The sequence below is a fragment of the Paenibacillus sp. sgz302164 genome (genome assembly GCF_056120505.1).
Genome location: NZ_JBVYOL010000002.1, coordinates 363,768 through 382,925 on the forward strand (window position 1 = coordinate 363,768; position 19,158 = coordinate 382,925).

Genomic DNA, 19,158 nt, shown 5'->3' on the forward strand with positions numbered 1-19,158 from the left:
CTATGACTGAGAGGGAACTATTCGAAATTTATAAAAAAGACGTCTATAAGACATGCTTCTTCATGCTTCATCATCCCGCTGATGCGGAAGACGTGTGCCAGGACGTATTCATGACCGTGTTCCGTCACGACTGGAGGCGGGTCGAGCATTTGAAGACTTGGTTGATGCGGGTGGCGGTGAATCACTGTTTGAATCATTTGAAAAAAATCAGCCGCTCCAAAACAAAGGAGAATAAGCTCCGGCTCCATTCCGCCACGGGTGCGGAGAAAGCCGCGGAGACGATTGCCGAAGAACGGGAATCCGCTATGGAATGCGTGCGCCTGCTTCACAGGCTGCCGGGGAAGATGAGGGCGGTCGTATCGCTCCGGTTTTTGAACGAATGCAGTTTGAATGAAATTGCGGAAATTTTGGGCATTCCGATGGGAACGGTGAAATCCCGGCTCAATAAAGGGTTGAAGCTGATGAAACATATAGTGGAAGCCGATGAGGCCAACTATGGAAAAGGCGGTGAGGCGCGTGGACAAGGTGCAGCAAAAGTTTTCTCGGTTTTTAGACGATGATGATGCAGGGCTGAAATACCCGGATTTCGATGCGATGTGGAGCCGGCTGGAACGAAGTTTGCCGGAGGCGGACGCCGCTCTGCTGCCTGTAGATATGGCTGCGCCCAAGCGGAAGCGGCACCGGAAAGTGGCTGTCCTCTCCGTTCTCGCGGCAGTTCTTGTGGCTACGCCGGTCGTTGCGGCCATCGGGAGCAAATGGGACAGCATTTTCGATCATAGGAGCGGCATCCAATCCGCTTTGCAAAAGGGTCTGGGGCAAAGCATCGAGAAATCGGTGACGCACGAAGGCGTGACGCTGACCGTACATACCGCGATTGTGGACGATAACCGGACGGTGCTGCTTTACAGCCTGAGCTCGCCGTCCGCAGCCTTTGGGGAAAGCTTGCAATTTGCCAAGATGGAGCTGCAGGACGCTCAAGGACGAGTTATTGAAGGGCGGCAAAGCTTGTTTTGGGACAAAGAAAGCAAGATGTGGAACGGCTATTTCGAAACTGAATGGACGCCTGACGGTGTGGAAGCGGATGTGCGGTTTACGGCGAAAAACTTGCAATCTTTTTCCCGGGCGGAGCACGAGCTTGCATTTAATCCTTTTGCCGACAAGAAGCAAACTTTTGACATTCGGCAGGACGGCATTGAACAGTTGACGCTGGAGCCTTTTGTCCAGGGAGATAAATTGATGCTGGTTTCGTCGGTCAAGTTCGATCGGCCCGAGGTAAGGGGATGGATGTTTCCGCATATTGCCGCTTACAATGGGGATGCGATAATCAAGGAAGCGGGAGGCGGAGTATACGGCACTCCCGGCGACAATGGCGAGTATACGAGCCGGCAGTTTTTCCCCGTTGGCGATTTGCAAAAGAGCAATGTGAACTACAAGCTCCTGTATACGAAGGAGGAGCAGCGGATCGACAAGGACTGGATGTACGAGTTGCGCTTGAATAAAGAGCAGATGATTAGCGGGACCGTGAAGCGCAGCATGAATGTTCCGTTGGAGCATGCCGGCTCGCGAATCGTGCTGAAGGAGATGATTATAACGCCGACGCAGATCAGAATCAAGGCCAGCCATGAAAAATATGCGGGCTTCCCGTTCCTGAACTATGCTTTGGAAGTTAACGGGAATGTCCTGCCGGGCGGTATTTGGTATGAAGAGGGGCAGAACAATCCGGAAGAAACGGTTTACCGGTTCGAGGTTCCTCCCGGTGTTCAGGTGACGGCGCAAACGCCGATTACTTTTATCGCCAAGTACGAAAATATCAAGCACAAGGATGCTAAGGATCCAATCCGGCTAGAAGGGATCAGCGAAGAGAGGCAGACGATGACAACCAAGGTTGGCGGTTATGACGTCAAGTGGACCTATTACAAGCGGGACGGGAATCTCTACGTGGAGAGCGAATGCGCGGATCCGGCTTTTGGCGGCGTCAATCAGACGTATATGCGGAGTGTAGGCGAGAAAGGTCTCGTCGGCAAGCAGGTAACCGTCAATTTTGCCGGGGACGGTAACAATAAAGCGGTAGATATGTACGAGAATTATAAAGGGACGGATGCGGAACTGTATATTTACTGGTACTACACGGAAAATCCGGACAAGGAGCTGCGGGCTGGTCTTAACGAGTAGGAGATATAAAAAACACCTCAATGATGAGGTGTTTTTTTGCTTGAATGGTTTTACGTGCGACACCTCTATGGGGGTTTGCGCGTTGGCGAATGAAGAAGCGATGATGCCGGGGTTAGCGGGAGATGAGATTATCGCAGGAAGTAATACCAGTAAGCCATTTCAATCGCTTCTCCGAGCGTTTTCGGTTCGTATGCCGCTGCATGCGTTTCAGGCGCACCGATGTTTGCAGCTACGATTGCAAAAGCCGCTACAAGCGCAATTTTGGAAATTTTTTGCACTACGGGGTGTTTGAACATTTTTTATTCGTCCTTGTATTTGTGGTACAAATGAATAATAGCACGGAAGGGACCGTAATTCTATTTTGTATGACACAAAAAGGAAATAAACTTGCAGCTGCTCGTCCGCATGATGCGGCATATCCTGCATCTGCTTGGTACCGCCTCCGCCGCATGCGTGAGAAAACTAGCATCTACTTGGTAGCGTCCCTGCGGCACGCGTGCAGAAAACCTGCAAAAGTACAGTTTTTTGCTCGGTGGATGCGCCCGCAACGCAAAATTCCTGCGAATGTGCAGGTTCTTCAGCCCATCCGTGGGATCTGGCCGGTTTTAGTCGGGAATTCCTGCACAATCGCAGGCACTAATGTAAACGTCAATAGGTCATATAAAAAAGAAACATGCAGCCGTCTTCCCGGGGGAAGGCAGAGTGCATGTTTTTTGTGTCATACCTTTTTGGATTCGGCGGCAGAGCCGGTAAACTGCGGGGGAGAAGATGAAACTGCGTATAGTTTTTCATACTGCTTGCTTGCTGCTGTAAAGGGATGCGGGGACGGGGGAGCAGTTACAGGGGATGTTGCAGGAGTATTATCTAACATACTAATGTGAAAGTGAACGGAATACATCAAATCCACCTCCAAATAGGTCTTTATGTGTAATATATTATTACATTATCAAGCAAAATTCAATAGTAAAATAAATTTATGTTATGTATATTGACATGAACGAAAGTTCTCAGTATGATAGAAACAAATCCATTCGACAACCGCATAGCATTATGTTTTCTAGGGTTCCGCGAGCAGCGTCGTTCTGCCGGTCTGGTCCAAGAGAAGACACACGGTGGCGATCACTCAATCACTGTGCACACGGAGGGACAAAAGCCCGGGAGGATATCAGAACTTGATATCGTTCCGGGCTTTATTTTTTTACTAGGAGAGAGGGAGAACGGAATGAAAAAAAGTCGGGTATGTTTGATGCTGGTTCTTGTATGTATGATCTTGGTAGCAAGCGCCTGTTCAGGCGGCAAGGAAGCGAACGTGGCGCAAGCCGGGGGGAAAGAACCGATAAAAATCGCGCTAAGCCCCTGGCCGGGCTGGTTCGTATGGTATTTGGTCAAAGAGAAAGGCTTTTTCGAGAAAAACGGCGTTAACGCAGAGCTCGTCTGGTTTCCGGTATACAGTGATTCCTTGTCGGCTCTGGCTTCGGGCAAGGTGGATGCGAACAGCCAAACGCTCAGCGACACGCTCGCGCCCGCCAGCAAAGGAATCGGCGTGAAAGCCGTTCTCGTTAACGACAATTCCAACGGCGGCGACGGGGTCGTCGTGAAGCCCGGAATTACGTCTTTGCAGGATTTGAAAGGGAAAAAGGTTGCCACAGAGCTAGGCACGGTTGACCATCTATTGATGCTGACGGCGCTGGAAAAAGCCGGGCTGGCCGAAAAAGACGTTGCCTACACGAACATGACGGTCAATGACGCGGGTCCAGCCTTTATTTCCGGTAATCTCGATGCGGCCGTGCTGTGGGAGCCGTTCTTGAGCAAAGCGCTTCAGGAGGGCAAGGGGAAGCTGCTTTTCTCGTCGGCGGATACGCCCGGGCTCATTCCCGATCTGCTCGTTTTTAAAGAAGAAATTACGAAAAACAGACCGGACGATGTGAAAAAAATAATTAACGCCTGGTTCGACGCTTTGGATTACTGGAAGGCGAATCCCGAGGAGTCGCTGCAAATTATGGCCAAAGCCGCGGAAACGCCGCTGGAGGAGTACAAGGCCGGAGTGAACAGTGTGAAAATTTTCCAGCTTGACGATAATGTGAAAGCTTTTCAAAAAGCCGACTCGTTGACATCGCTGCACTTCACGGCGCAAAAAACGGCGGAGTTTCTGAAAGGGCTGGATATGCTGTCCGCCGTTCCGAAGCCGGAATCGTTCCTGGATGGGCACTTTGTCGAGGAAGTGGCGAAAGAACGCAAGAAATAACAGGGGAAGGCGGAGCATTCGTATGAACACAACGGTAAAAAAGAAACGCAGATCCTCCCTGTTTGCCATACGCGGGGACATCAGCCGCAAAGCGTACATGTCGGGCATCGTGCTGGTCGCTGCAGCGTTTCTCGTGCTTTGGAGCGTGCTCAGCTACGGGGAACTCGTGAACCGCACCTTCCTGCCGACTCCCGGCCAGGTGCTGAGCCAGTTCGCTGCGCAAGTGCAGACGGCCACGTTTTGGCATCATGTGGGCATCAGCATCTACCGCGTCGGCATGGGCTTCCTGCTGGCGTGCATCATCGGCATTCCGCTCGGCATTCTCGCCGGCACCTTCCGGTTCGCCGAATCGCTGTTCGTGCCGGCGGCCGAGTTTATCCGCTACATGCCGGCCACGGCGTTCATTCCGCTCATCATGGTGTGGGCGGGGATTGGCGAAGCGGCGAAAATTCTCGTCATTTTTATCGGCTGCTTTTTCCAGCTCATGCTGATGGTCGCCGACAACACCCGTGCGGTATCGAACGATCTGCTGCAAACGTCGTATACGCTTGGGGCGAACCGTCGGCAGGTCATCGAGAAAGTGCTCATTCCGGCACTGCTGCCGGATCTGATGAATACGATGCGGCTCATTATCGGCTGGGCGTGGACCTATCTCGTCGTGGCGGAGCTCGTTGCGGCGAGCAGCGGCCTCGGGTTTTCCATTATGAAAGCTCAGCGGTTCCTGAATACGGACATTATTTTCGTAGGCATCATTGCGATCGGGCTCCTTGGCTTATTGACGGACAGAACATTTGCCTATTGCCACCGCAGATTTTTCCCATGGCAGGAAGGGGGCCGCTAACATATGCTGCATGCCGTGCATTCCATTAAGCCCGAGCCGGCTCGGGAAAATAAAATTACAGCTGTCGATGTCAGCAAAACGTACAGCACCAAAAAATCGCAGTTCCTCGCGCTGGACCGGGTTTCATTTCATGTCGAAGCCCACGAGTTCGTCAGCTTCGTCGGCCCTTCCGGCTGCGGCAAATCGTCTCTGCTGCGCATCATAGCGGGCTTGGAGGAGATGACGAGCGGCTCGCTGAGCATCTCCGGGCACGAAATCGACGGCCCCGGCGCCGACCGGGGCATGGTGTTCCAGACGTATACGCTGTTTCCGTGGCTGACGGTCCGGGAAAACATCGAATTCGGCCTGACGCTGAAAGGCGTGCCGATTTTTGAAAAGCGCGCGATCGCCGACCATTTCATGGAGCTTGTCGGGCTTAAGCGCTTCGCCCGGTCACTGCCGAAGGAGCTGTCCGGCGGCATGAAGCAGCGCGTCGCCATCGCCCGGGCGCTGGCGAACAACCCGGAAGTGCTGCTGATGGATGAGCCGTTCGGCGCCCTCGATCCGCAGACGAAAAGCACGATGCAGGAGCTGCTGCTCCGCATCTGGGAGAAAGAGAAGACGACCGTCGTCTTTATCACCCACGACATCGAGGAGGCGATTTTCCTGTCGCAGCGGGTGTACGTGATGCAGGCGCATCCCGGCACGATCCGCAAGGAAATCGCAGTGCCTCCCGGTTTGCGCAGCGCCGGCGACGCGAAGGATTCGGAACCTTTTATCAAGCTGAAAAAGGAAATTATTGCGCTCATCGGCGAGCGGCGGCATGAAGAATGATGGAAATGACGGCTACATTTTGACCAGAATGAGGCCCGCAAAAAGCAGCGCAAGCGCGAGGCTTTGCAGCTTCGTGAGCTTCTCTTTGTAGACGAGTACGGAGCCGACGACAACGACGAGCCCGTACGTGGAAAAAATCGGCGCGGCAATCGAGCCTGGGCCGGTTTCCAGCGCAGCGGCGTACAACTGCAGGCCTCCGTAGGAGAAGCAGCCCGCAATCAGTCCCCATATGAGTCCCGTACGGCGTGACGTATCGTTTGCTTTTGCTGCGACATGGGCGTACTGTGCGGGATTTTGCCGTTCCCGGACGGCGGCGAAGGCGAACCATGCGGCCGAGAGCAGATAGCTGATGAAAAGGATCGGCGTACCCGCCAGCCCCAGCTCAGCGGTGACCTTCAACCCTCCGTTGCGAAAAAAGAACAACAGCCCGCCCAGGGCGACGAGCCCGAACCATATGCGCTCTTTGATCGTAAGCGGTTCTTTCAATCGGATTGAAACGAGCACGGCCGAAGCGAACAGCAGCGCGACTCCGCCAATTTCGATGGCGCTGATGCTTTCCCCGTAGATCCAGAGGGACATGAGAATGACGAGTACAATGTTCAGGTTCATCAGCGGAGCGGTCAAACTCGCCGGACCATGATCGAGCGCTTTCATAAAGACGACATTGCCCCAGCCCGAGCCTATGCCGATGACGATTCCGGCCGCCCACAGCCGCCAATCTCCGAGGTGCAAGGAGCCTTCCCACAAGCTGCCTGCGAAAAAGCCTATCGTGCCTGTGATGTACAGTCCGAGCAGCAGATAAGTTGCGGAGCCTTGGCGCATTTGGCTCGCTTTCATAAAAAAGCCGGTCAGGCCAAACAGAACGGCGCTGGCTACGGCTGCAAGAAACCACATGAACGTATCTCCTTTATATGTAGTGGCTTCATTATATCGGAACGCGCCTCGATTGACGAGGGTTGGGCTTCCCGATACAATGAGTTCAAAAGCTGCAACATGAATGAGAGAGGAATCCGATGAGCAAACACAGACAGCCTACGATCGTCGACGTGGCCCGGGAAGCGGGCGTTTCCATAGCGACGGTCTCCAACGTGCTGAACCGCAAAAATGTGCCGATGGCCCAGGATACCATACGCAAAGTGGAAGAGGCCGTCCGGCAGCTCGGTTATCGCCGGAATGCGCTGGCCGCAAATTTGAGCCGCCGCAGATCGTATGAGCTGGGGCTGATCATTCCCCATTTTGGCGGCTATTACGGCCGCTTTGCCGAAATGCTCGAGCAGAAGGTGTTCGGCTTCGGCTACCATTTATCCGTGTTTTCCGCCGCAGGCATGAATCCGCAAATCGAAAAAAGACACCTCGAGCTGCTGCTGCAGCGCAGGGTGGACGGGCTCGTATGCCACGGCTTGGCGATGAGCACGGAATCAACGAGCCAAATCGTCGGCGAAGGCACGCCGCTCGTCGTCTTCAACGGCTGGGGCTGGCCGAGCGATATCGTGAAGATGGCGATCAATCTGGATTTCGCCGGAGCTTCCGCGGAAGCGGCGCGGCATTTGTACGGCAGCGGTTGCCGCGCTATCGTCTATGCGGGAAGACGCAACGGCTTGGGCGCCAACGTCCAGCGCATACAAGGCTTTACCGCAGGTATTCGGGACTGCGGGGAGGACTGCGTGCATGCGCTTTTGGATGCGGGGGAGCTCGGCGTCGAAGGCATCCTGGACGAAGCGCTGCGGCTCAGCGGCGGAAGGAGGCCGCTCGGCATCTACACCTTCAACGATGCGCTGGCTTTGGAAATTTTGTCCGTGTGCCATGCGCGGAGCATCCGTGTGCCGGAAGAGGTGCAGCTCCTCGGCATGGACGACGAATTTTTTGCCGAGGTCAGCTATCCCTCGATTACCAGCTTTCATATGCCCGTCGAGCTGCAAACGCACCTTGTGGCCTCTTTTCTCATGAAACAGATCGGGGAAGAAATGAACGCCGAAACCATGAAGCTGCTGGACGCCCACTTGCCGGAAACGGGGCATGAACTGTCCATACCGCTCAAGCTGATGGCCCGCCAATCTACAGCCACATGAAAAAAAGACCGTTTCGCCCGCGAACTGACGGAACTGAAACGGCCTTTATTTTTACGCGCGTTCGCCTTTTAAAAGAGCCTCTTCCTTGTGCTTCAAAAACTCCCTGCCGTACTCCCCGTGCGGGTTAATATTGGCATTCTCGATCTGAATGGTCGAATGCTCGATGCCGTATTTGGCCTTCAGCATTTCATTAATCGCCAAAATGATGCAGTAAGGCTGAACGTCAGGATCGGTAAAAATGTGCGCAGTCAGCGAGTAGTGGTTCGTAGAAACCGACCATAAATGCATCTCATGCACATCTTCCACACCTTCGACCCGACGGATATTGCCGCGGATTTCATCGAGATCGAACTGCTCCGGAACGGATTCCATCAGAATCAGGTAAGACTCTTTAATAATTTTGCTGCCGCCGACAAAAATAATGCCCCCAATGACGATACTGATCAGCGGATCAACCCAGAGCAGATCGGTAAAATAAATAATGACCGAGGAGACGATAACTCCGACAGAGCTCAGCAGATCGCCGATGAAGTGCCAGAGCGCGCTTTTCACATTCAGGTTCTCTTCTTCTTTCACACTATTGTGCAGCACAAGCGTAAGCACAAGATTCACGATCAGACCGATGGAGGCGATGCCGAGCATAAGCCCCAGCTTAATCGGCTGCGGATGGACGATGCGCCCAATCCCTTCAATGAAAATGCCGAGCGAAATGACACACAGCGCCAGACCGTTGAGGAAAGAAGCGATAATCTCAAATCGCAAAAAACCGAACGTAAACCGGGCATTCGGCTGCCGGGTCGCCAGATGGATAGCGAACATGCTAAGCCCCAGAGCGATGACATCGGAGATCATATGCGCGGAATCCGAGAGCAGCGCCAGAGAGTTGGAAAGGAGTCCCCCGACAATTTCGACAGCTGTAAAAAAGGCAGTCAGGATCAGCGTCACCCATAACGTTTTTCTGGATTTGCTTTGTTCTTTGACGTGGTGGAGATGGTGGTAATCATATTCGATAACCATATGTGAGCCCTCCTTGTTGGCCTTAATGAGAATGAGAATTACTCTCTTATTTAGAATAATTCTAATTAAGTAATTTCAGTATATGCCACTTCACGCCAAGGCGCAACCGTTAATTTTACAGGACCAATTTATGAATGCGTTTCCAATTTTGTTACACAAATGAAATATTTTTGTTATGGTTTCATAATGTAGATGAGGTAATATAATAAACAAGACCCCCTTTTTAATATATAAACTTTTGAACCTGGCCCCGTTGGCTGGGTTCCTTTTTTTTGTGCGGCGGGAATGACCCTTATTGCAGCTTTAATGTATTATTTTGAAGGATACTGGAAAAAAGTGACGAATTAGGGGTATGAGCGTATTTTGTCCTAAGAGGATACAAATAGAAATAAAGTAATTTTCAGGGTTTTTGAGATAACCATCTGATTGGTCGACTATTTTTATCTAGAGTTTTTTTATAAAGAGGGTAGGTGTAACAAATGGTTTGTAAAGATTGCTCAATATCTGAAATTAAGGTTTCTAACTTACTCGCAGTGGCAAGTTCTCATACTTGCAAGGAATGTAAAGAGATAAGGTCGCTTATTTTCTCTTTCTCTGGGGTAGCGGAGGATTTATATCATTTTGATTTAAAAGCAAAACTCCACTCTATTGCACCTGTGTTTAATGAAGGGGAAATTACCCTCATAAATCCGAATAAAGTTAATTTGAGAATCAATTCCGAAGATGAAATTATTTCGGAACTAACTTCTAGCTTAAATCTAGCAAATACATCTTATCAGGGACGTAAAGATATTTCTACGATTTGTAATTACTTAATGGGGTTTTTATTAGATCGAATCCATGAAATTGTTAGTCCGAACCCGAAAGGTTATCTTATAGGACTGATGACCTCCTTGGAATATAATTTGCATTTAACTGCTTCAGCTATCGGTTGGGTTCAAGAGGCTCAAGAAAAAGATTTTGATATTAATGAAGTAAAGGATGAATTTATTAAAACTCTGATTCAGACCCTAGATATGTATAGAAGGTTTATCCCCAATCGTTTTAGTGATGTCTTTAAAACTTGGGAAAGCGTTCTTACTTTTGATAAATTAGCGTTTCAATATGGAATTGAGATTATTACTCACTATGCTAAACAAAATAAAGGTGATAGTAAGGTTATGCTAAACCCAATTCACTTTGGAAAATTGTTAGCAACGATTCGTGCTGTTTACCATATTCTTGATTGTCGAGATACGGCTAATGATTCTATACTAAGTCAACAGGAAATTCAAATAGACGAGGATGGGAATTTGGAAGTCGTGCGGACAGCAGCGTTTGATCAGAAATATGAGAAGTTCAAAAATGAGTACGTAGAGATGATGTCGGGACGGGCAAGAAAGCAGTTAAATGAAGAGACTAGGGAACGAATTAATGTAATTTCAAAAAAACATATGGGTTTAAGTGTAGATGAGATGGATAAGTTTATAGGCTCGATTTCGAGTAACTTTGATCCTCTTAATCAATATCTCTTGGGGGATGCAGGTCAGTTCATGGAATTGGTAAGACATTTTGTAAGTTGTTCTGAGCTTGAGGCAAAGACCTTCATAGATTCTATAACGAGCAGAAATGATTTCCAATTTTCTACATCAACATCCTTAAGAGAATCACGTCCCTTAAGAAAGTGCTTGATTCCTATAAGTGATGGTTTATTGATTACTCCTATAAATACTCTGGCTTTTTCTGTTCTAGGGCTTTCCGTAGATATTCGGCAAGGAATATTACCTAAAGGGGAGTTTAAAACGGAAATAGACAATATTATTCAGAAAGGTGTAAACAAGAAGTTTGAAAGCGAAGTTGCATCAAGTTTAAAAATCTCTTACTATAAGGCACTGATTAAAAATGGTATTAATGAAAAGGATATACCCAATATCCATGAAAAAGGGTTCGTTCAACTACCTGGTGAAATCGATGTTTTATTTTTGTGTAATGGGAGATTGTTTGTTATTGAATGTAAGGATTTCCCTTTGAAAATAACGGCAAAAGCGGTGGGTAACGAGCTTGGGAGTTTGAAAAAAATCAAGAGGGATTCTTTCCAAACTAAACTTCATAACAAGATTACAACAATTGTTGAAAATTGGGATTCTGTTCTTTCATTTCTTGGGGTTCAAGATATTGATTTGATTGAAAAGCATACTCCCATAGGTGTATTTGTTACTGACTCGTTTTCTATTGCGTCATTGGAGGATGAGCTGCTGTACCCTGTAATTCCATTTGTAAAGTTAACTGATTGGATCAATGAACGTATACTTACTTAAACATGAATTAAATATTTGTTAGGGGAGGACGCAATTAATGTCGACAACCAACCCACGTCAAGAAGAATATGAATTTCGCCAAAAACTAATAGTAGCGCTTAATGAGCGAATCAATACGTTCGTTAATTCATATTTTACAAAATATAAAAACAATCTAGGATACTTACTTATCTATCCGCTCCTAAGGTTAGAGGAACGTTGTATAGAGCTACAACGTGAGGGGAATATCAGTTGGATTGAAGAAGAGAGATATGCGATTAGCTGGTTTGTAAGAGAGATGTTAAAGCAGGGAAGTTGCAACCCGACGTATTTGTTCGATAAAGATGAATACAATAACTTTAAAAGTTGTATACCCAAATTAAAGATGTTTGGGATGATTACGAGTATAAGCTAAAAATTAAAGACATGAATTCTTACGGACAGTACAAGGTCGAGATAACTGGCAGTAAGGTTCCAGTGGTAAGACCATCCATAATGAACTCGATGCTCGATGCTTCCATTCACTATAGAGGAATTCATGATGAAGAGGGTATGCGTAAAGAGTCTGAGGCATCTGCTCGTGTTATTAATTATTTAGCTACTCGGAATCATAAGCAGCTACAAAAAATAGAAAGATGTGGAGATAGAGATTATATTGACCTTTGCATTTCAAGAGTTGATAGAGACTTTGAAAAACTCGGAGGTAACATAATTAGCGATTCGATAGAACAGATGTCTAATTTCCGTAAACTTGTAGGGTTCTTTTATTCTTTAAGCCAATTCAAAATTTTTTGTAAATTAGCTGGTGTACCTGGATATAATAACGTAACAGATACATTGGTTTTTTCATATAACAAAGATCAGTTAATTGAAATGGCTTATAGAGCAATAAGAATTCCAGTAGAGCAGCTAAGGAAATATTTTTTGTATTTTTCTTTTCCAATTAGTGGGGAAGGTACTTTTCAAGAGTTTCCTTTAATATTTCATCAGGAAGAGATATATTTTATCCCTAGTTCCTTTATTTTAAATGATTGGCACTTTAATATCCCCAATGGGCATTATTACAAAAACATAGAAATAACTAATAGGACAAATACAATAGCACATACAATTGTTAGCTGGGTAGCGGATAAGGCAAGTAAATACTCTAATATTGTAGTTAAAATGGAAAAGGATTATCAAAAGGTTGCACATCAGCAAGGTATTAAAGGTAGTGAAATTGATTTAGCAATTTATGATATAGATAAAAACATTCTTTTGATAATCGAGTGCAAGTGGCAAGAGAATGTCTTTAACCCAACAGAAGATCACTTAAATACACAACGCATATTTAATAAAGTATACAGAAATCAATTGCCAGTGCATGAACAGTTTCTTCTTAATAAAAATAATATCGACTATATCTTTGACAATGACGAACGGATTAATGAATTATCGGATCATGTAAAAATTTATTATTTGATGCTGGATAAGAGGGTTCAGCTGCATTTGGAAAATAAGCATTTAATAACAGTGTATATGATGCTCCAGCTAATTAAACTCTTCTCCCAGGATGGAAGGTTACATCTGGACGAATTAATTAACAAGATCCAATCATTTGAGACAGAAGTAGATTACGAGTTATTGGGTACATGTGCTGAATTTGATTTGGAAGGATACGAAGTACAGGCTGAGTATTTAAACTATTTCTACTTAGAACCATAGTATTACAGTTGATTTATGACTTGAGGTCTCAGTTGGAAGAAAATCCGGAATTTCTGATAAACGGCAACCAAACACAATGAATTTGAAACGTGAAACCCTTATAACTATTTCATCAAGACACATGGGAAGCGACAAACAATATGAATGGGAATCAGCGTAACTTTAATACTGATAAGGTGATATCTGTGGACACTTATAAACAAGATATAAAAGAACGATCTCGGGAAATGATATGGGAGCATGCTGTATATTCTTTGACTAGCAATAGAAGTAACAATAGAGTTCTTAAAGAAGAGTACATCAGAAACTTATGGAATTATATTTTTTATAAATGTAAGTATACAAAGGATTATTTTTCATCGTATCAACCAGATGTTTCTATACTAAATTCATGGTGCGATTTCGCAAATAACACCTATGGATTTAAAAAGGCTGGCGATCTAAGGGTCGTCTATTTATGTGGACCAGAGCCAGAGAATGATTTGCAAATATTACTACGATTAGGTTTACGCATAGAAAATATTTGGGCAATAGAAGCTGATAAAGGATATTTTAATACAGCAATTGACAGCATACGCAATAACTATCCGACATTAAAGGTTTTTCACGGCAGTATAGAAGCATTTTTTAAAATATATCCTATGGCTTTCGACATTATATATTTAGATTTTACTGCCCCCTTGTTTTCAAAGGAGAAAAAACCATTTTTAACAATACACAATATTTTTGATAATCAGGTTCTCTCTGAATTAGGTATTTTGATAACTAATTCATCAGTTCCAGATAAAACAGACGAAGGAATTGACTTTTTAGCTAACTTCTTTGTAGATCAAAAATATCTTGAAGGCAATGTGCATGGTGTTTTAGATGAGGATGGAGAATTAATAAAGTGGTTCGGCGACGGTGTTGGGCCGTATTATGGTACTGGGAATAAGTCAGCTTTAGTTGCCAAAATAAAAGATAACTTTGAAGGCGCCTACTCTTCATTCTGCTCATTATATCCAATTTTTTATGCAAATGTTATATCTCCGGATTATAGAATATCAAATGAAAGAGTGCTGTTTGAAAAATTATTTAATAATGACGAAACGGCTTATAATAAGTTTATCAGTCAAGAGTATAGAGATGAGTATATGGTATACGAAGATTACCCTCAAGTTGGTTTTATAGAAAGAATAAACAACTCGGATTATAAGTTATCTAAGTACTGGGATACTGTATATAGGACTAAAGAAGCTGGAGGAAAATGTAATAGATCAGAAGCTGTGAGAATAGCAGCTCTTTTACGTTCGGGATTCAGCACAGGAAATATTGATATATATTCACCAACATTATTAAAGTCCGTAAAAGAAACATATAGAATTATGGATGAAATCGAAAAAAAAAGATTGTTCTGTGACATTATCTTTCCAGATATTTTAACAGAAATAGCTTTAAATCAGTTGGGTTTACCGTATCATCCTCAAATGTTCAATCACAGGCGGTATAGTTATACTGCAAAAGTAAGAAAAATGTTTACGGATATATTTACATTCGATCGATGCAGGGCATTCTATGACTGGATACCTCTAATAGAATTCTACGGTGCAAACGTAGCGACCTTGGAAAGACAGATGATATTAAGAAGTTGTATAGATGCCATAGGAGGAAAACAATTAGGATTTACGCCGATACCAATATACGATTCTGGAGTCAGTGTGATTGGAATGTTTGAGGAGGAATGGGCACCATTTATTCATGGAATATCTGAAAGAGTCAAATTATAACTGTGAATGTCGTTCTGGGCTGTTTAGTCTTTAATGCAAAAATAGACGAATCTGTCCATTGTTTTGGGGCAGAAATCATTTTCGAGTGAGCGGTAAGCAACCAGAGTAATACATAGTCAAGTGTAACGATTGTTACCATAATTATAGTGACTTGAATATGATTTTTCCTTAAAAGCTCGGAATGCAATGTTCGTTGCTATCTGTTTTCATCAAGAGTTTGAAATGATTTGAGCGATTCGGCTTTCCGCGGCGCATCGAAAATGAAATCCATGCATTTTCAGAAAAATGCTCAAACCCTTGCCACGCAAGGCTTTACGCTTTGATTTTCCTTATCGCGTAAACCCTAAAAAAAACACTAAAATCCCCGAACCCACGTCCCGTTGGCTGGGTTCCTTTTTTTGTGCGGTGGGAGGACTCTTTGTGGGGTAAGGGTTTATGGGGTAAATGCAATGTGTCGATTGTGTCCTGTTGCCGGGGATTACAAGTGGACTTATTTATATAAAGAAGGTGTTATTAGTGATGGGGTTGCTCAAAAGAAAAGTTTTGCTATCAATTCTTATACTGTTTTTACTGTTAATTCTGGGTATTTTTATAAAGATTAGAGTTGATTTTTATCAGTTGGAAAAGAAGATGCATGATTATTTAGTATATTCAAAAGGGTATAAAGATGATGAGATATTAAGCATCAAGTGTGAACTAAGTACTCTTCCTAAGTACCCTGTATATGTTACTTTCAAAGATGAACCGAATAATACCTATTTGTATTCGTATTCTTCCTCGTCAAATAGCTGGTATCAGTTCCCGCCTCAAGGCAAATATGACCCACAAAACTACAAGCACTTAGAGCAGAATGAGCCCCTGCCATAGCGCATAAAAGCGGCGGCAAGCCACACGTTAACGCTATAACGACACCGTCGAACCGCTGGCATTCTCTTGCTCGAAGAGATACAAGTAGACGTCTTCCAGGTTCGGCTTGACGGGTGTCGCGGCTAGATTCTCCGGCGGATGATCGCCTACGATACGGACGCAGATGCCTTCTTTTTCGTTGGTAATATTGCTCACTTTGTACTGCTGTTCAATGCTTTCCAGTTGATTTTTCTCCGATACATATACCGTGTACACTTTGTCCTTCATCCATTCCAGCAGCGAATACGGGTCATTCTGCAGTACAATGTTCCCATGCCTCAGAAATATGATCTGCTTGGCGATAGATTCGATGTCGGAGACGACATGCGTAGCGATCAGAATGATTTTATTCGATGAGATTGCCGAGATAAAATTTCGTATTCGGATTCGTTCTTTTGGGTCAAGACCGGCGGTCGGCTCGTCCAACAGAACGATTTTGGGATCGTTTAGCAGCGCTTGGGCGATCATGATTCGCTGTTTCATGCCGCCGGAATAGGAGCCTAGTTTTTTGTGCGCGTCTTGCTGCAGGTTTACGATTTGGAGCAAATCATCGATTTGCGTCCTTGCTGCTTCTTTTTTCATGTCTTTTAGAGCGGCCATGTACCACAGAAACCGATGCCCGGTAAAGTCATCGTACAAGCCTTGCTGCTGCGGCATGTAGCCCAATATTTCCCGATAAGCTTTACCTAACCGGCGGATAGGGGTTTGGTTGAAGCTGACCTCGCCGGTATCCGGCAGCAGGTTATCCGTGATGATATTCATGAGCGTCGATTTGCCGGAGCCGTTTGGCCCCAGAATGCCGTATACCCCGGGAGTAAGCTCCAAATTGATGTTGTCCAAGGCGGCTTTTTTCCCCTGTTTGTAGTGTTTGCTGACATGATTTATTGTAAGCTGCACTTGATCAACTCCCTTTTTTCGATGGGGTCGCGTTGTGCTTGTGCCATGACATTCTCAAACACCAAGCGGCAAGCGCCCATAATGCGCAAAAATAATAGATGGTAGGCTGCAGGCGGCCGCCGTTTGCGAGCTCAGTAAATAACAGACTGGAGTTGTTGAACGAAAACAATTGGATAAAGTCAAGACCTGCATATTCGATCAATAACGGTATCACGAGCGCGGCGGACAGTATGAATAGCGACCAGGATTGCTTTTTCACGAGAAGGGTCAAATACAGAGCGCATTGTGTAATGGCTAAAGCGCCAAGCAACTGGAGCAAGCTTACAACAATCACAAACGTCCGAACGTCAACCGGCAAATTAAGCTCTCCGTAAAGCGCAATGCTCTGGATCGGTGCATCCCAACGGATTGGATTGTAGCTTATGAGAAAATTTGCGTATTGCGGTAAATAAATAATAACCATGAGCAATAATGCGCAAAAAGCAGCTACGATATTCTTCACTGCAAATAAGTAAAGCCGGCCTTTTGATGAAGCTCTTAAAATAGCCATAATGCCGGTCTTATATTCGATCGTAAATATCGTGCTAAGACATAGGGTCAAAAGGATAGAGTAAACGATACTATTGGTAATATCGCGGAAATGATTGTTGAACAGATAGTCCGATGAAAGTTGATTGACAAAGTGCCCGTCGATTCCTTTTTCCTGCTGCAGTTTCAGTAAATGTTCATATTGGCGGTATACTTTATCGAAAGCTTTGCGCTTGAGCGCAAATAGTTTTAGGTCAGCAAGCTTTTCCGTGTACTCGCGTAGTGAAATCCGGCCTGCCGAATAAGCCTCGAATACTTCCTTTTGAGCGTTTGCAAGCTCGTCGAACTTGAGTTTTTCCGTTTCGATATCATTCTTTTTTTCCGCGGTAAGTTCACCGGACAGAGAACGCAGGTAAGTATTATAGATGGCATCCTCTTCATTGAAGCGGATTGCTTGCGAATCGATAGCGTTGTACCCGAAAAAGAGAGCGATAAGGATCACAAGTATGGAGCGGCCCGTGACAAAAGTCTTAAACAGCTCGTGCCGCAGCAGGTTCACATGACCCCTGGAGCGGAACAAGGGAAGTAAAGCCCTTCGTTTATCCCATATGACGGCCCACAATGCGGGGGAACCCCCGACGGTTTTTCGCGAATAGATTTGAATGATAGCGACGGGAAAGAGGAGCAGCAGGACGGCTATGGCGCCTCCGGTTACCCAGATCTGGTTGACGGGGAAGCCAAAGAAGTTGATATTGTTATATTCAGCCATTAGCCCATACACATCGTAAAATGAAAAAAGATTCACATACTTCGCCAGGTTGAGCGAGGACAAAGGATCGATAAGCACATAGGCGAAATAGCTGACTCCGAGAAAGGCCAACAGGTACATATAGATTTTGCTTGCGTGATGAAAGGCAACGAAAAAAACAGAAAAAATCAAGGCCGCAATCACGGACATGACGATTTTGCCGGCCCAAAATAGCGCCAAATATTGGCCGACGTTCAATGTCAAGTTGCTATGCTTGAATGAAGCCATGGATTGAACAAGCCTCGTTAAATCGCCGAATCCGTATAAAAGGTAGGCCGCGGCTATAATGGTTCCGTAGAAGACAAAAGCCAAAACGGCGCTCACTGCCGTTAATGCGAGCACCTTGGCCCCCGCGATGCGGGCTCTGCCATTTTTGTTGGTGCGGATAAGGAGCGCAAGCCCAGTTTCTTTTTCGTACAAAAACAGAAGCATGCAAATCATAAACATCAATATCGTCAGCAAAATGTCCGTGACCTGAAATCGGGTGCTCGATACGATGCCGGTTTCCAGACCGATTTCAAGCGGAATTTGCTCTAGATGCTGAAAATCGGCAACCGTCTTCATAATATTACGGTATGAAAATGAATTCTGTTCTTGAAATATGGATACGGAGAGCATGTCATTAGCCCGCTGCTGCATGCCCCCGATGTAGTCACGATGTTCCTGGACTGCCTGGAATTGCTTATAAATCAGATCGCTTAGATAGAAATCCAGGCCCAACCGCTCGGGGTCGTTCGCATATTCGCTGTTTATGAATGATTGTACCCATTCGGGCCGATTCTTTTTAATATCCTCCGAAAACTGCTTCAATATGGGGTCCTCGGGATCCCGCGCGGCATAGAACAAGGTAGAGAACGTGCTTAACTCTTCTTTTTGCTGTGCGATCTTCTTACTGGCAATAGGGATCGGCAGCACCTTGTAGGCTTGCTCCCAATCACGGTAAGCGCCGATATTGGCAATCGTATAACCGTGATTTGTCGTCTCCTGTTTATAATAAATGGCTGCGTTGGCCACCAAAAAGAGTGGAAGAAGGGCGACAAACCATTTCCTCTTGCAAATTTTCAACAATTCGTATCCGATCAGCTTCATGATGTTCCTCCGCAGATAGGCGCTCAA

General features: G+C 45.8%; 16 protein-coding genes and 1 riboswitch. Of the genes, 11 read left to right on the forward strand and 5 right to left on the reverse strand.

What is annotated here, in order from left to right:
- The first annotated feature begins 2 nt into the window (after positions 1-2).
- Together AC0LWT_RS05125 and AC0LWT_RS05130 are read left to right on the forward strand one after the other, a co-directional pair.
- Positions 3-560, forward strand: a complete 558-nt coding sequence (locus tag AC0LWT_RS05125) for an RNA polymerase sigma factor (protein ID WP_474680133.1) — start codon at positions 3-5, stop codon at positions 558-560.
- Positions 496-2,172, forward strand: coding sequence for a DUF4179 domain-containing protein (locus tag AC0LWT_RS05130; protein ID WP_474680134.1), 1,677 nt, complete (start codon positions 496-498; stop codon positions 2,170-2,172). The genes AC0LWT_RS05125 and AC0LWT_RS05130 overlap by 65 nt, the downstream gene beginning before the upstream one ends.
- A gap of 128 nt (positions 2,173-2,300) precedes the next feature.
- On the opposite strand, the gene AC0LWT_RS05135 is transcribed toward AC0LWT_RS05130, so the two are convergent.
- Positions 2,301-2,468 carry a hypothetical protein gene (locus AC0LWT_RS05135; RefSeq protein ID WP_474680135.1) on the reverse strand — a complete coding sequence of 56 codons (168 nt, stop codon included), beginning with the start codon at positions 2,466-2,468 and terminating at the stop codon, positions 2,301-2,303.
- Positions 2,469-3,218: 750 nt separating this feature from the next.
- A riboswitch (guanidine-I (ykkC/yxkD leader) is annotated at positions 3,219-3,335 on the forward strand.
- Between the two features lie 59 nt (positions 3,336-3,394).
- Here AC0LWT_RS05135 and AC0LWT_RS05140 point away from each other — a divergent pair.
- Genes AC0LWT_RS05140 through AC0LWT_RS05150 form a run of 3 tightly spaced genes read left to right on the forward strand, consistent with a single transcriptional unit; the run spans position 3,395 to position 6,071 of the window.
- Complete coding sequence (locus tag AC0LWT_RS05140) at positions 3,395-4,417, forward strand: ABC transporter substrate-binding protein (protein ID WP_474680136.1); 1,023 nt, start codon at positions 3,395-3,397, stop codon at positions 4,415-4,417.
- A gap of 22 nt (positions 4,418-4,439) precedes the next feature.
- Entirely contained in the window at positions 4,440-5,258 is an 819-nt protein-coding gene (locus AC0LWT_RS05145) for an ABC transporter permease (protein WP_474680137.1), read from the forward strand.
- 3 nt (positions 5,259-5,261) lie between these two features.
- Positions 5,262-6,071 carry an ABC transporter ATP-binding protein gene (locus tag AC0LWT_RS05150; protein ID WP_474680138.1) on the forward strand — a complete coding sequence of 270 codons (810 nt, stop codon included), beginning with the start codon at positions 5,262-5,264 and terminating at the stop codon, positions 6,069-6,071.
- Between the two features lie 12 nt (positions 6,072-6,083).
- On the opposite strand, the gene AC0LWT_RS05155 is transcribed toward AC0LWT_RS05150, so the two are convergent.
- Entirely contained in the window at positions 6,084-6,965 is an 882-nt protein-coding gene (locus AC0LWT_RS05155; RefSeq protein WP_474680139.1) for an EamA family transporter, read from the reverse strand.
- A gap of 119 nt (positions 6,966-7,084) precedes the next feature.
- On the opposite strand from AC0LWT_RS05155, the gene AC0LWT_RS05160 reads away from it, so the two are divergent.
- Positions 7,085-8,140, forward strand: coding sequence for a LacI family DNA-binding transcriptional regulator (locus AC0LWT_RS05160; RefSeq protein WP_474680140.1), 1,056 nt, complete (start codon positions 7,085-7,087; stop codon positions 8,138-8,140).
- A gap of 51 nt (positions 8,141-8,191) precedes the next feature.
- Here the strand turns inward: AC0LWT_RS05160 and AC0LWT_RS05165 are convergent, their stop codons facing one another.
- On the reverse strand, positions 8,192-9,157 hold the full coding sequence (locus AC0LWT_RS05165; protein ID WP_474680141.1) for a cation diffusion facilitator family transporter: 966 nt from the start codon (positions 9,155-9,157) through the stop codon (positions 8,192-8,194).
- A 479-nt stretch (positions 9,158-9,636) separates the two neighbouring features.
- Between AC0LWT_RS05165 and AC0LWT_RS05170 the strand changes: the two genes are divergently transcribed.
- From AC0LWT_RS05170 to AC0LWT_RS05190, 5 genes are all read left to right on the forward strand, one after another.
- On the forward strand, positions 9,637-11,454 hold the full coding sequence (locus AC0LWT_RS05170; protein WP_474680142.1) for a hypothetical protein: 1,818 nt from the start codon (positions 9,637-9,639) through the stop codon (positions 11,452-11,454).
- Positions 11,455-11,491: 37 nt separating this feature from the next.
- Positions 11,492-11,848, forward strand: a complete 357-nt coding sequence (locus AC0LWT_RS05175) for a hypothetical protein (protein ID WP_474680143.1) — start codon at positions 11,492-11,494, stop codon at positions 11,846-11,848.
- Positions 11,849-11,928: 80 nt separating this feature from the next.
- The gene (locus AC0LWT_RS05180) at positions 11,929-13,137 is read left to right on the forward strand and encodes a hypothetical protein (protein WP_474680144.1); all 1,209 of its coding nucleotides are present in this window, start codon (positions 11,929-11,931) and stop codon (positions 13,135-13,137) included.
- Positions 13,138-13,322: 185 nt separating this feature from the next.
- Complete coding sequence (locus tag AC0LWT_RS05185) at positions 13,323-14,903, forward strand: hypothetical protein (RefSeq protein ID WP_474680145.1); 1,581 nt, start codon at positions 13,323-13,325, stop codon at positions 14,901-14,903.
- A gap of 519 nt (positions 14,904-15,422) precedes the next feature.
- Entirely contained in the window at positions 15,423-15,770 is a 348-nt protein-coding gene (locus AC0LWT_RS05190; protein ID WP_474680262.1) for a DUF3139 domain-containing protein, read from the forward strand.
- Positions 15,771-15,803: 33 nt separating this feature from the next.
- On the opposite strand, the gene AC0LWT_RS05195 is transcribed toward AC0LWT_RS05190, so the two are convergent.
- Together AC0LWT_RS05195 and AC0LWT_RS05200 are read right to left on the reverse strand one after the other, a co-directional pair.
- Complete coding sequence (locus AC0LWT_RS05195) at positions 15,804-16,706, reverse strand: ATP-binding cassette domain-containing protein (RefSeq protein WP_474680146.1); 903 nt, start codon at positions 16,704-16,706, stop codon at positions 15,804-15,806.
- Positions 16,707-16,710: 4 nt separating this feature from the next.
- On the reverse strand, positions 16,711-19,131 hold the full coding sequence (locus AC0LWT_RS05200) for a hypothetical protein (RefSeq protein WP_474680147.1): 2,421 nt from the start codon (positions 19,129-19,131) through the stop codon (positions 16,711-16,713).
- Positions 19,132-19,158 lie beyond the last annotated feature (27 nt).

What these genes read in the sequence shown, in the direction of transcription:
- AC0LWT_RS05125 (WP_474680133.1), top strand. Translation starts at nt 3, where the DNA reads ATGACTGAGAGGGAACTATTCGAAATTTATAAAAAAGACGTCTATAAG.
- AC0LWT_RS05130 (WP_474680134.1), top strand. Translation starts at nt 496, where the DNA reads ATGGAAAAGGCGGTGAGGCGCGTGGACAAGGTGCAGCAAAAGTTTTCT.
- AC0LWT_RS05135 (WP_474680135.1), bottom strand. Translation starts at nt 2,468, where the DNA reads ATGTTCAAACACCCCGTAGTGCAAAAAATTTCCAAAATTGCGCTTGTA.
- AC0LWT_RS05140 (WP_474680136.1), top strand. Translation starts at nt 3,395, where the DNA reads ATGAAAAAAAGTCGGGTATGTTTGATGCTGGTTCTTGTATGTATGATC.
- AC0LWT_RS05145 (WP_474680137.1), top strand. Translation starts at nt 4,440, where the DNA reads ATGAACACAACGGTAAAAAAGAAACGCAGATCCTCCCTGTTTGCCATA.
- AC0LWT_RS05150 (WP_474680138.1), top strand. Translation starts at nt 5,262, where the DNA reads ATGCTGCATGCCGTGCATTCCATTAAGCCCGAGCCGGCTCGGGAAAAT.
- AC0LWT_RS05155 (WP_474680139.1), bottom strand. Translation starts at nt 6,965, where the DNA reads ATGTGGTTTCTTGCAGCCGTAGCCAGCGCCGTTCTGTTTGGCCTGACC.
- AC0LWT_RS05160 (WP_474680140.1), top strand. Translation starts at nt 7,085, where the DNA reads ATGAGCAAACACAGACAGCCTACGATCGTCGACGTGGCCCGGGAAGCG.
- AC0LWT_RS05165 (WP_474680141.1), bottom strand. Translation starts at nt 9,157, where the DNA reads ATGGTTATCGAATATGATTACCACCATCTCCACCACGTCAAAGAACAA.
- AC0LWT_RS05170 (WP_474680142.1), top strand. Translation starts at nt 9,637, where the DNA reads ATGGTTTGTAAAGATTGCTCAATATCTGAAATTAAGGTTTCTAACTTA.
- AC0LWT_RS05175 (WP_474680143.1), top strand. Translation starts at nt 11,492, where the DNA reads ATGTCGACAACCAACCCACGTCAAGAAGAATATGAATTTCGCCAAAAA.
- AC0LWT_RS05180 (WP_474680144.1), top strand. Translation starts at nt 11,929, where the DNA reads ATGAACTCGATGCTCGATGCTTCCATTCACTATAGAGGAATTCATGAT.
- AC0LWT_RS05190 (WP_474680262.1), top strand. Translation starts at nt 15,423, where the DNA reads ATGGGGTTGCTCAAAAGAAAAGTTTTGCTATCAATTCTTATACTGTTT.
- AC0LWT_RS05200 (WP_474680147.1), bottom strand. Translation starts at nt 19,131, where the DNA reads ATGAAGCTGATCGGATACGAATTGTTGAAAATTTGCAAGAGGAAATGG.